This window comes from Pseudarthrobacter sp. O4 (assembly GCF_050157025.1).
GTDB lineage: Bacteria > Actinomycetota > Actinomycetes > Actinomycetales > Micrococcaceae > Arthrobacter.
Genome location: NZ_CP189591.1, coordinates 2105244 through 2117205, shown reverse-complemented (window position 1 = coordinate 2117205; position 11962 = coordinate 2105244). Strand labels below are relative to the sequence as shown.

The following is an 11962-nucleotide window of genomic DNA, read 5'->3' as shown; positions in this document are numbered from 1 at the left end:
GACGACAGACGAAGCAAGCCCGCCACGCATCATTGATGTTCAGTCAATTCCTCCGCTCGGTATTAAGGGCAATTCCATCCCCCGAAGCAATATCGGGGGATGGATTTGCTGGCCTGACCGGCGCGGCGGTTAGGAACCAAACGTTGTCACGCTACGGAGATCTCGCTCTGGAGTGCTTCGTATGCGGGGGTTGTCAGGAAGTCCGTGTATTCCTCAGAGAGGCAGATGTCCGAAATGATCCGGGCTGCCGGCTCGTAGTATCGGTTGAACAAATCCTCGCCGGCCTCACCACGGAGCTCCTGGATTTCCTCGGCCAGAAGACGTTCTACGAGTTCGCGGGTCACCGTGTTGCCTGTATCGGTGAGGGTCACCCGGTTGCGGATTTGCTGCCAGATCTGGGATCGGGATATTTCGGCAGTGGCTGCGTCTTCCATAAGATTATGGATTGCCACGGCCCCATTCCCTGAAAGCCATACAGCGGTGTATGCCACTGAAACGTAAAGATTCCCGCGGAGCCCTGCTTCGGTGGCTTCTCCCGGCGCAGATGCAATGTCCAGCAGTTGGGCTGCAGTGACATTGACATCCGTCCGCTTTCGGTCGACCTGGTTCGGTGCTGCCCCCAGGACGCCGTCGAAGACTTCCATGCAGATCGGGACGAGATCCGGGTGCGCTACCCAGGAACCGTCAAAACCATCGGTGGCCTCGCGGGTTTTGTCGGCCCTCACTTTTGCGAAGGCCTCTTCAGTGACTTCCGGCTGTCGGCGGTTGGGAATTACGGCTGCCATGCCGCCCATGGCGAAGGCGCCTCGGTCATGACAGGTTTTGACTAGCAGTTCGGTGTATGCCCGCATGAATGGAGCCGTCATGGAGACCGCGGCACGGTCCGGGAGCGTGAAGCCGGGGCCGGCGTCACGGAAATACTTGATGATGCTGAATAGGTAGTCCCAGCGTCCTGCGTTCAGGCCGGACGCGTGATCGCGCAGTTCATATAGGATTTCGTCCATTTCGAAGGCAGCGGGGATGGTTTCGATAAGGACTGTGGCTCTGATGGTTCCCTGCGGGATGCCGAGCTCATCCTGGGCGAAAACGAAGATGTCGTTCCACAGCCTCGCTTCGAGGTGGCTCTCCATCTTGGGCAGGTAGTAATAGGGCCCGTGCCCGTTATCTAGGAGCTGCTTCGCGTTGTGGAAGAAGTGAAGGCCAAAGTCGACCAGCGCTCCGACAGCAGGCTTTCCGTCGAACTCCATGTTCCTTTCATCCATGTGCCAGCCGCGTGGGCGCATGACTGCAACAGCGGTTGGAATGTCTTTGTTGAGTTCATACGTCTTGCCCTCCGGTGACGTGTAAGCCAGCTGTCCGCGAGCTGCGTCATAGAGAGACAGCTGGGCGTTGATGACGTTGAACCACGTCGGGCAGCTGGCGTCTTCAAGGTCCGCAAGCCAGATTTTCGCGCCCGAGTTCAGCGCGTTGATGGCCATTTTTGCCGGTGAGGCGGGTCCGGTGATCTCAACACGGCGGTCCTGAAGTGCAGCCGGCGCGGGAGCGACTGTCCAGTCCCCGTCCCTGACAGCCCCCGTTTCCGGAAGGAAATCAAGTGTTCCGCTCCGGCCGGCCTCTGCCCGGCGGACCTCTCTTCCGAGCAGGCGTACGTCGCGTTCGGCGGTAAAACGCCGGTGCAGCTGGGCTAAGAAGTCCAGTGCGGGAGGTGTCAGGATCTCGGGGGCCCTTTCAAGAGGCGGGTTCTCGATAAAGGTAAAAGTCATTACTGAATCCTCTCGGGGACGTTCCTGAAATAAAGGCGACCGCCACGGGGCACCTTGGAACTGTTGATGTAGTTTCTGGCTCGGCACCTGCATTCACCACTGGCACCGACACCATCTATTTCACGATATGGATACTAGGTTCTGCAATGCGAAAAATGCAAGGGAGAAATTTTTTTCCTGAATAGCATTGACTGTGGTCAGACCGCTACGTATGGTGTTATCCACGAATCAAAATTTTTCTCTCGCATTGCGGAAAATGCTGAGCTTCGTTTGCATGCCATGCGCATATCCTCACCCCCTCGCTCCAATAACAAAGGAGTTTTTTGTGAGCACGTTTCAGCAATTAGTCGCCCCCGTCTGGGGCTCCCTCGCCCTATCGGCAGTCTGCGCAGCACTGCCTCTGCTTGTTCTGTTTGTGCTTCTCGGCGTCTTTCGCGTCAAGGCGGCAAAGGCGGCACTGACAAGCCTGCTGCTGTCCATCGTCCTGGCAGTAACCATTTGGCAGATGCCGCTCGGCCAGACTCTCAGCGCAGCGGCTGCCGGGGCTTTCTACGGACTGTTTCCCATCCTTTGGATTCTGGTGAATGCATTGTGGGTCTATAAGCTCACCGTCGCGACACCGTGGTTCGATGCCCTGGGACGGACCATCCGCTCCATTTCCAATGACCTTCGGATCCTGTCCATCCTGATCGCCTTCTGCTTCGGTGCCCTGCTGGAATCGCTGGCAGGTTTTGGTGCGCCCGTGGCGATCACGGCTGCGATGCTGATGGCCGCCGGCATGAAGCCCTTCAAGTCGGCGATTGTGTCCCTACTGGCCAATACGGCTCCGGTGGCCTTCGGTGCCATGGCGGCCCCGATCATCGCACTCCATGGAGTCACCGGCCTGCCCCTGCACGATCTCTCCTCCATGGCGGGTCGACAGACTCCCTTCATCGCCCTGCTGGTTCCGTTGCTGCTGGTTTTTATCGTGGACGGACGGCGGGGTCTGAAGCAGACCTGGCCTGTTGCGTTGGTCGCCGGCGCGGTTTTTGGCATCACCCAGTTCGTAACGTCGAACTACTTCGCAGTTGAACTTACAGACGTCGTAGCGGCCGTGGCCACGGTCGCCGCGGTGCTTCTGATGCTCCGCATCTGGCAACCACGCGAAATCATCGGCATGTCCGGCGAGGCCGAGAAGACCGAGGAGCAACTCATTGCCGCCGGCCGGCAGAGCGTGGAACGCCGGCACGGGGCCGGCGGCAGCCGCGTGCCGGCATCGGCTTCCGTTACCGAGGCTGTTTCCGCGGCAGCAACATCGAGCGTCGGCACGGCCGTCAGCGATGCGAAGCGGCCGGAACCCAGGCATGTCTGGATGGCCGTCGCCCCGTACCTGATCATCATGGCTATTTTCTCTATCGCACAGATTCCTGTCATCAAGGACTGGCTGAGCACCGTCGGAAGCGTCAGCTTTCCCTGGCCCGGACTGGACGTTGTTGATGCAGACGGCAACCACATTGCCGCCCAGAAGTTCAAATTCGATCATCTCAAGGCCACGGGAACCCTGCTGCTGATCTCCGGACTGATTACCATGGCCCTGTACCGGGTGCCCGCAGCCCAGGGCCTCCGGATTTATGGGGAAACGGTCAAACAGCTGCGCTGGACGATTATCACCGTAACGGCCGTACTCGCCCTTTCTTTCGTCATGAATCTGTCGGGACAGACCACATCCCTCGGACTCGCTCTGGCGTCAGCCGGCGGCTTCTTCGCCATCCTCTCGCCCGTGATCGGCTGGCTGGGAGTCGCCCTCACCGGCTCCGACACATCCTCCAACTCCCTCTTCGGTCAGCTTCAGGTCACGGCTGCAGAACAGACCGGCTTGCCTCCGGTTCTCATGGCCGCCGCAAACTCGTCCGCCGGCGTCATGGGCAAAATGCTTTCCCTACAGAACCTCGCAGTCGCTTCAGCCGCTGTCGGCCTAGAGGGATCGGAAGGAACCCTCTTCAGAAAACTGCTGGGGTGGAGTCTGGGGCTTCTCGCTGTCATGACCCTTCTGGTCCTGCTGCAGTCAACCCCGGTTCTGGGTTGGATGATCCCCTGACCACTGGCCGGTCATAGCAATTACTGGTTTCAGTCTTCTTTTACTGCTGCCGGGAGGCAAATGGAAATATGAATTTATCTACACAATTGTTCTAAATTCATTGACCGCACTAACAATCCGAACCACTCTGCCTTCAACTCAATATTCTTTCCGTAAGATTGCCGAGTCGTCAGTACGACGCTCGTAATGCCACATCAAAAACAAAGAGGTTTCTTGTGAGCTCGATTTATGCACCCACGGACATGACAGCGTCAGCAGCTCTCCTTAACGCAAGCGCCAATGCTTCCACTACACACGATGACCGACTTCGGGCGAGCACAGACCGTTCCGGATACGTCCCGTCGACGCTTCCCGATGGCGTCATCTACGCAGAAACAGCCGACGACGTTGTCAACACCATGAAGCTTGCCTCCGCCCACCAGGTCCCTGTCGTTCCCCGTGGCGCCGGAACCGGTCTAGCTGCCGGAGCCGCGGCCAAGGCGGGCGAAGTCGTCCTCGATATGTCCAGGATGACCCGGATCCTCCACCTCGACCCTGTCGAGCAGATCGCCGTCGTTGAACCCGGCGTCCTGAACGCTGCAGTCAACGCAGCCGCTGCCGCCCATGGCCTTTTCTACGCACCTGACCCCGCCAGCACGGCAATCTGTTCCATCGGTGGCAATATCGCGACCAACGCAGGCGGAATGCTGTGCGCGAAGTACGGAGTAACACGTGAGTCAGTTTTGGCACTCCGCGTGGTCCTGCCCGACGGCCGGATGCTGAGAACGGGAAGGGAAACCATCAAGGGTGTTACCGGCTATGACCTGAACGCACTGATGATCGGTTCTGAAGGAACACTCGGCGTCGTCGTGGAAGCGACCCTTCGGCTTCGTCCGAGGCCCATTCAAACCGCAACCGTGGCCGTCTATTTCCCTGACGTCGCCGCAGCAGCCCGGGCAGCGTCAGCCATCATTGCTGCCAGGGTGCAGCCTTCGGTGCTGGAACTCATGGATGGGCCAACGCTCGAAGCCGTCGATGCGGCTCAGGGAACCAACCATCGGGCCAGGGGAGGCGCATTCCTCCTGGCCCAAACAGACGGATACGGCGCTGCTCTCGAGCAGGACGTCCTCATCGAAGCCATTCAGCCCTTCGCCAGTTCCTATGAGAAAGCCGCCGACACCGAGCACGCCGACGCGCTGGTGGCCACTCGGCGCGAAGCCATCCCTGCACTTGAGCGTATGGGCCGGGTCTCGATCTGTGACATCGGTGTACCCCGGAACCGGCTGGCGGACGTATTCGCCGGCCTCGAAGATATTTGCCGACACACAGGAGTCCGCATTTTCAATGTGGCCCATGCCGCAGATGGTAACCTCCACCCGATGATCGTCGTCGATCCTGATGAATCCATAACCGAAGGTCCTGCCAAAGCCGCTCTCGCCGAGATGTTCTACTTGGCAAAGCGGCTGGGCGGAACACTTACCGGCGAACACGGCGTCGGCCTGCTCAAGCGTGACTGGCTTCAGGACGAGTTGGGTGACATCTCGCTCGAACTTCAGCGATCCATCCGGAACGTGTTCGACCCTCTGGGAATCCTTAACCCCGGCAAGGCGATCTGAACCAGCGCCTGCAGCCTCCGCGATGGGGGAAGGGGCAGGGGAAGAGCAACGGTCCCTGCATCAGCGGGGACCGTTATCCCTTTGCTCTGACGCTGACCAGCTCCAGATCAATCCGGGCCAATGAACCTCAATGCCTCGACAATGATCGCCCTACTGGGCAACACAGGCTGGATCCGAACATTGCTGGCTCAAAGTGTCTCATTTCCCCAATACCTGTTTGAGTAGCCGCCCAGAAGCCCGCACGGGCAGTCCCAGGAGGGTAAGTCCGTCAGCCCTTAACCGGAGCAGACCACGCGCAACGGTAAGGGAGGATAGAAGGATGACCAGTTCAAAAACAGCGTCCACGCCAAAGCGGACTTACGACGCGCTGTTACATGATATTGAAGCGGGCTTACGCTCCGGGCGCATCAAGCTTGGCGACCAGCTTCCCGGTGAGCGTATTCTGGCCGAAAAATACGGTATCTCGAGGGCATCCGTGCGTGAAGCGATGCGCATCCTGGACGTCATGGGGATCCTGCGAAGCTCATCCGGATCAGGCCCCAAATCGGGGGCCCTGATCATCTCGGAGCCCTCTGCAGGTCTGTCCTCGGCGTTGCGACTGCACGTCGCCAGTAGCCGGCTGCCGGTAGCCGACATCGTCGAAACCCGCATCCTGCTGGAAACATGGGCTGCCCGTACCGCCGTTGAACGCGGGAACTCCACAGGCCTCGAACAGGCCCGGGAGTTCCTAGAAGCAATGGATGCCCCCGACATTGACCGCGAAACATTTCATGCACTTGATGCGCAGTTCCATGTAGCGCTCAGCGCGCTGGCAGGGAATGTAGTCATCGAGACAATGATGGAATCCCTCAGCGGCTCAATCCGTGGCTACGTCAAGGAAACCCTGGATGCTTTAGAACAATGGCCTGATGTCCTGGCGAAGCTGAGAACCCAGCACCACGCCATCTTCGACGCCGTGCAGACCAGAAATGGCGATCATGCGGCGGAACTGCTTCATAGTCATATCGTCTGGCTCTACGACCAAGCACGACATCAGTCTCACGCAGGCTCATAAACCTGCGCCAAGGTCAGTACGTTGACGCCGGGCCTTCCCGCACCGAGCAAGATCCCTACCAACTCAGCATCACTCAGTGCCGTAGCGCCGAGCCGGAGGAGCCGCTCCCGGGGCCGTTCGCTGACAGGGAGATCCGCCATCCGACCAAGTTCAGCCGCACCGGCCCAGCTTTGAATGCGACCAATGATTCATGGTCCTTGGAAGGTCATCGTGCTCCGGATACTGGTCAAAGTACGAGCGCGCGCGGGCCGACATATAGCCCGTCTCGTCGATGGCGAAGTGTCCGATCAGCTGCATGCCCCGTTCGGCCGCCTTCGATTCCAATTCATCGGCCTCGTCCATGAGTGGCTCCGGGCCGGCATATTCACTGAATCTGCCAGGGTGCGCGATGGCAAAGTACTTGGTGTATTCCGCATCCAGCGCCGCCAGGACAGCATCGTGAAACGGTGTCAGTAAGCCCGCAAACCCTGTGGCAACGACGCGCAAGCCGTCCAGCTGCATTTCCTCGTCGACACATATCAGCACCAAGTTTGGCATGAGCATGCCGTCCCGGACGATGAACGGGCGGGCGAGTGTCTCGAAGTCAAAACCAGCTTGAATGATCATGCCTTGAGGCTAATAACCGCAGCCCTCGGAGCTCCAGAGCGTTTGCGGGCGTTGTGGATAACGGCTTCCCCTCAGGCCCGGGCAATGACCTCGCCGTTGGGAATGAGGAACCAGCCGTCGTCCGTGGACCCCCAACGGTGCCAGCCGGCGGAAATCCGGGCCAGATCGGCGGGCGTGGCGAAGCCGTACTCGAGGGCCTGGTCCGCGAAGGCGGAGTGCAGTACCCGCTCGCCCCACACGCGCGCCTGCCACCGCCTCTGCTGGCCTGTGGCGTAGAGCCAGTTGCTGCTCGAGGGCGCGACGTCGGTGAAGCCGGCGGACTGTGCCCAGGAGACCAGGCGGCGGCCGGCGTTGGGCTCCGCCCCGTTCCGCCGGGCGATCCGCTGGTAGAGCTCCATCCATTCGTCCAGCTCCGGGATGGACGGGTACCAGCTCATGCCGTGGAAGTCGGCATCGCGGACCGCGACGATCCCGCCGGGCTTTGCCACCCGGCGCATCTCCTGCAGGGCAGCGACAGGATCGGTCAGGTGCTGCAGCACCTGGTGGGCATGGACGACGTCGAACGTTTCATCCTCGAAGTCCAGGTCATAGATGTTCCCGGCCGCGAACCCGGCGTTCTGCACGCCGCGTTCGGCCGCCAGCGCGGTGGCCTGGGCGATCACCTCGGGGGAGCGGTCCAGTCCAGTGACCTTGCCGGGTTCCACCAGCACTGCGAAGTCGCAGGTGATGCTGCCCGGGCCGCAGCCGACGTCGAGCACCGACACCCCGCGGAGGAGGTGCGGAATCACAAACGCTGCGGAGTTCTCCGCCGTCCGGGAGGCGTGGGCGCGGACCACCGACTCGTGGTGGCCGTGGCTGTACACATCGTCAGGCTGCTGCGCACTCATAATGAAACGCTACCGCCCCGCAGGTGCAATCGGACGGAACCACTACACAGTCAGCCGACGGAGTCAGCCGGCGGCGGCGGTTTTTCGCGCATGGACGTCAGTTTTGCCGCTTCTGCACGGAGCGGTTCTGCGGATGATTAGAGGAGTGACCATCAACAGCAAAAAGGCCGGGCTCGGGCTGTTCCGGGCCACCGGTATCTACGTTGGAGCGATCCTGGGCTCGGGGATCCTGGTGCTGCCGGCCATCGCAGCGAAAGAGGCCGGCCCGGCCTCGCTCGTGGCCTGGGCCCTGCTGTTGGTGTTCTGCACGCCGGTGGCCTTCAGCTTCGCCGAAATGTCCCGCCAGCAGCCCGATGCCGGCGGGATAGCCCACTTCGTCATCCGGGCCTACGGCCGCCGCGCCTCGGCCGTGGCGGGCTACCTCTTCTACTTCGCGATTCCCTTCGGTGCCCCGGCGACGGCGGTGATCGGCGGCAACTACATCGCCCACGCGGTGGGTGGCGGGCGGGAAACGGCGCTGCTGGCGGCCGCCCTGCTGCTCGCTGCCGCCTTCGCGAGCAACGCAGTCGGCATCCGGATGTCCAGCGGCATCCAGCTGGTGCTGATGGTCCTGCTGATCGGGCTGCTGGCGCTCGCCGTCGCGCTGGCCGCCCCGCACGCCAAGGCAGAGAACTTCGAACCGTTTGCCCCGCATGGCTACTGGGCGGTGGGTGGGGTGGCAAGCCTGCTCTTCTTCTGCTTCGCCGGGTGGGAGGCGGTCACCCATATCGCCGGGGAATTCCGCCACCCGGAACGCGACCTCAAGCGCGCCACCTGGCTGACCCTGATCGTCGTGGGTGTGGTCTACATCGGCGTGGTGGCAGCCTCGGTGGCCGTGCTGGGGCCACGCCTTCCCGGCAGTGAAGTGCCGATCGCCGAGCTGCTCGAGAAAGGACTGGGCGGACTCGCCGGGCCGCTCACCGCCGTCGCTGCTGCGGTCCTGACCTTCGGCCCGATCAACACCTTTGTGGCAGGTGCCAGCCGGCTGGGCGCCAGCCTGGCGTCCGACGGCGTGCTGCCGCGGGCCCTCGCGCGGGGCGCCGGGACTGTGCCCGCGGTCAGCCTGGCCGTACTCGCCGGCATGACGTTCCTGTCCTTCGGCGCGGCGGCGGCCGGGCTCAGCAACATGCAGTTCCAGATCGGGGCTGCGTCCGCCTGCTTCACGGCCGTGACGGCGTTCGGGCTGGCTGCCGGGATCCGGCTGCTGCCGGCGCGCACCGCCGCCTGGTATGGCGTCATTGTTGCCGCGGCAGTGATGGTGGCGGTGCTGCTGTTCAGTGGCTGGGCTCTTGTGGTCCCGCTGGTCCTTGCGGCGGCCGCGTTGTGGGCCGGCAGGCGGGCGGCCCTCGCTGCGCCGATCCCCGGGAGCCGCCCAAGCGGACTGCCCGCCGGGGCGACCGAGGCCGCGGACGCGCCGGGGTCCGGTAGCCCGCCGTCGCCCCATGCCGCAGCTTCCGTCACCGTGCCTGGTCCCCCCACCAGGCCACGGTGGCGGCGGCTGCCGCCTGAAGCGGCGTCGGCTGCAGTCCCAGGGCCGCCTCGCTGGCGCGGGAATCCATCACGAACGGCTTCTCGAACTGGTAGAGGGTCTCGGCCAGTTCCCGGGTCCCGGGGGAGAGCAGCCCCATCGCCCGCAGCGCCCAGCCCGGCACCGCGGCCACGCGGGGCCTGCGCACGGCTGCCGCGGTGGCGAACGCACCGGCGATCTCCCGCTGGCTGAGCGCCGGGCCCGTGGGCGTGTGCCAGACCCTGTTCCACAGCGAGCGGTCCCGCGCAGCCCGGATCATGGCCGCTGCCAGGTCCGGCACATAGCTGAAGGAGTGCGGCTGGTCCGCCCTCCCAATCACCAGCAGGGGCTTGCCTGCCAGTACCGGCCGCAGCATGCGCTGGCCGGCATGGGCCCCGCGGACCCGCGGTCCGAAGAAATCACCCGCCACGACGCTCACCGTGTCCGTTCCGGACGCCGCCCGGGCCTTGAGCAGGGCGGTGCGGATGCCGCGCTTGCCGCCCGGTGCCTCGCGCGGGCTGTCTTCCGCCATGATCCGGTCCGGCTCGCTGTAGGAGTAGAGGCTTTCCGGGAAGACGACGACGGCGCCGGCCTCACCGGCCGCGGCCAGTACGTTCCGCTCGGCACCGGGAAGTTCCACTTCCCAGATCCGGGCGCTGTAGTCCGAACCGTGGATGGAGTGGAAGACGGCGGCGGCGCCACTGAAGAGGCCCTCGAGCCGGGCCGGATCCGACACGTCGGCCACCGTCCGTTCGATGAGCGGATGGGACGGTCCGCTGCCCGACCGGGTCAGGACGCGCACTCTGTGGCCCGCCGCGGCGAGCTGTTCCGCAACCGTCCAGCCGACGGGTCCGGCTCCGGTCACGACGTACAACGCGGGGGCTTCACGGGGTTCAGGCCTATCAAACTCGGACATCTTGATCTCCCTCTCGGATACCTGTGAGCAGTGCTCTCCAAATCCAGAATGGACCTGCGCGGCCCCTACGTCAAGAGCACTGCTCACATTTGTTGACACCGCTCTGCCTTGTGGAATGCTGGGACCATGCCACCAGCAGAATCCGCCGCCCGGAAGCCGTCGACGCCGCGTGAGCGCGCCCGCGCCCGGACTATCGAGGACATCCTCCGGCTGGGCCGGGAGCATCTGGCCGTTCATGGCGCAGCCGCCCTCTCGCTCCGTGCCGTGGCCAGGGATCTGGGCGTCGTGTCCTCGGCCGTGTACCGGTACGTCGAGAACCGCGAAGAGCTCCTCACACTGCTGCTGGTCGACGCCTACAACGAGCTCGGCGACGCCGTGGACGCCGCCGTCGGGGCTCTGCCGGAGCAGGACTTTACCGGCCGGTTCCGGGCACTGGGAACGGCTGTCCGGAGGTGGGCGCTCAGCGAGCCCGCCAGTTACGGGCTGCTCTTCGGCAGCCCCGTGCCGGGCTACCAGGCGCCCGCGGAGCGGACCACCGGTCCCGGCACGCGGGTCATCCAGGCGCTGATGGCGATCCTCGACGCCGCGTACCGCGCCGGCCGGCTGGCCGCCGGAGGCGATCCGAACGCCGTCGTGCCGCCCTTGGCAGCGGACCTCGAGCGGATCCGCACTGAGCTGGGCGTCTTCGTCCCGGACGGGCTGCTCGCGCGGGGTGCGCTGGTGTGGACCTCGCTGTTCGGGGCCGTCAGCTTCGAGGTTTTCGGGCAGTACGGCGCGGACACCTTCGCGGCCCCGGATGAGCTCTTTGCCCATCATCTTGCGGTGCTGGCCGGCGTCGCGGGCCTCGATCCCGCCAACTATCAGCCCTCCAGTGGCTAGCGGACCGGGCCGGTTTCCTTCTCCTCTGTTGCCCCCCGGCCGTGCTCGATAGACTGCCCCTGCGCCCGCGCGGGTGTGCCAGATGCTTCCAGGAAGGACCCGAACATGTCCGATAACAGTGAGTTTGACCGAGAGGCAGCGGAAGCCGAAGGCGATGCTGCGGAAGATCAGGCTGCCGAAGGCCAGTATGTCGAGGGCGACTACGGCAACGCGGGCACTGCCGGCGAGATCCCTCCCACGGCAGTGGAGGGCGAATACCCCTCCGGCGACTATGGCGCGGCGGGTACGGCCGGTGCAACCTCCGTCGGCGACGAGGAGGGTGATTACTCCGAGGGCGACTACGGCAAGGCCGGCGCTGTTGGCGGCACGCCCGTCACCACGGAGGAGGGTGACTACCCGGAAGGCGACTATGGCGCCGCGGGGACAGCCGGCGAACGGCCTGCCGGCCAGGCTTCCGACGAAAAGACCGCGGGCGGCGCACCGGCCGGGGACGCTCCCCGCGAGGAGCGCTAGCGGCGGGACTTCGCGCGCAGCGAAATCGTAGCCCGGACGGCGCTGGACTGCCGGAACTCCGGGAACTTCTGCGCGCCTGACCGTGGTCCGCGCCGCCTCCAATCCAGAGTTGAGTCGACTTGGCTC

Annotated in this window: 10 protein-coding genes and 1 pseudogene; 6 read left to right on the top strand and 5 right to left on the bottom strand. The window is 63.7% G+C overall.

Annotated elements, in window-relative coordinates; all coding sequences use genetic code 11:
• Nucleotides 1–146 precede the first annotated feature (146 nt).
• Nucleotides 147–1763 (bottom strand): malate synthase A, encoded by a 1617-nt coding sequence (aceB, locus tag ACQCSU_RS09725; protein ID WP_426979754.1) that lies wholly within the window; start codon nucleotides 1761–1763, stop codon nucleotides 147–149.
• Nucleotides 1764–2088: 325 nt separating this feature from the next.
• Between aceB and ACQCSU_RS09720 the strand changes: the two genes are divergently transcribed.
• From ACQCSU_RS09720 to ACQCSU_RS09710, 3 genes are all read left to right on the top strand, one after another.
• Entirely contained in the window at nucleotides 2089–3840 is a 1752-nt protein-coding gene (locus tag ACQCSU_RS09720; RefSeq protein WP_426979526.1) for an L-lactate permease, read from the top strand.
• Between the two features lie 242 nt (nucleotides 3841–4082).
• Nucleotides 4083–5435 carry an FAD-binding oxidoreductase gene (locus tag ACQCSU_RS09715; RefSeq protein ID WP_426979753.1) on the top strand — a complete coding sequence of 451 codons (1353 nt, stop codon included), beginning with the start codon at nucleotides 4083–4085 and terminating at the stop codon, nucleotides 5433–5435.
• 319 nt (nucleotides 5436–5754) lie between these two features.
• Nucleotides 5755–6489 carry a FadR/GntR family transcriptional regulator gene (locus ACQCSU_RS09710; protein WP_426979525.1) on the top strand — a complete coding sequence of 245 codons (735 nt, stop codon included), beginning with the start codon at nucleotides 5755–5757 and terminating at the stop codon, nucleotides 6487–6489.
• Here ACQCSU_RS09710 and ACQCSU_RS09705 read toward each other — a convergent pair.
• The 3 genes from ACQCSU_RS09705 to ACQCSU_RS09695 all read right to left on the bottom strand — a co-directional run bounded on the left by ACQCSU_RS09705 (nucleotide 6474) and on the right by ACQCSU_RS09695 (nucleotide 7982).
• Nucleotides 6474–6629 (bottom strand): UPF0758 domain-containing protein, encoded by a 156-nt coding sequence (locus ACQCSU_RS09705; RefSeq protein WP_426979524.1) that lies wholly within the window; start codon nucleotides 6627–6629, stop codon nucleotides 6474–6476. The genes ACQCSU_RS09710 and ACQCSU_RS09705 overlap by 16 nt on opposite strands.
• A gap of 10 nt (nucleotides 6630–6639) precedes the next feature.
• On the bottom strand, nucleotides 6640–7095 hold the full coding sequence (locus ACQCSU_RS09700) for a hypothetical protein (RefSeq protein WP_426979522.1): 456 nt from the start codon (nucleotides 7093–7095) through the stop codon (nucleotides 6640–6642).
• A gap of 71 nt (nucleotides 7096–7166) precedes the next feature.
• Nucleotides 7167–7982 (bottom strand): class I SAM-dependent methyltransferase, encoded by an 816-nt coding sequence (locus tag ACQCSU_RS09695; RefSeq protein WP_426979521.1) that lies wholly within the window; start codon nucleotides 7980–7982, stop codon nucleotides 7167–7169.
• Between the two features lies 1 nt (nucleotide 7983).
• Here ACQCSU_RS09695 and ACQCSU_RS09690 point away from each other — a divergent pair.
• Nucleotides 7984–9309 (top strand): annotated as a pseudogene (locus ACQCSU_RS09690) (APC family permease); the annotation flags it as partial.
• A 169-nt stretch (nucleotides 9310–9478) separates the two neighbouring features.
• Here ACQCSU_RS09690 and ACQCSU_RS09685 read toward each other — a convergent pair.
• On the bottom strand, nucleotides 9479–10444 hold the full coding sequence (locus ACQCSU_RS09685) for an NAD-dependent epimerase/dehydratase family protein (protein WP_426979520.1): 966 nt from the start codon (nucleotides 10442–10444) through the stop codon (nucleotides 9479–9481).
• Between the two features lie 126 nt (nucleotides 10445–10570).
• Here ACQCSU_RS09685 and ACQCSU_RS09680 point away from each other — a divergent pair, with 126 nt between their 5' ends.
• Nucleotides 10571–11323, top strand: a complete 753-nt coding sequence (locus ACQCSU_RS09680) for a TetR/AcrR family transcriptional regulator (protein WP_426979519.1) — start codon at nucleotides 10571–10573, stop codon at nucleotides 11321–11323.
• Between the two features lie 105 nt (nucleotides 11324–11428).
• Nucleotides 11429–11836 (top strand): hypothetical protein, encoded by a 408-nt coding sequence (locus ACQCSU_RS09675; RefSeq protein ID WP_426979518.1) that lies wholly within the window; start codon nucleotides 11429–11431, stop codon nucleotides 11834–11836.
• Nucleotides 11837–11962 lie beyond the last annotated feature (126 nt).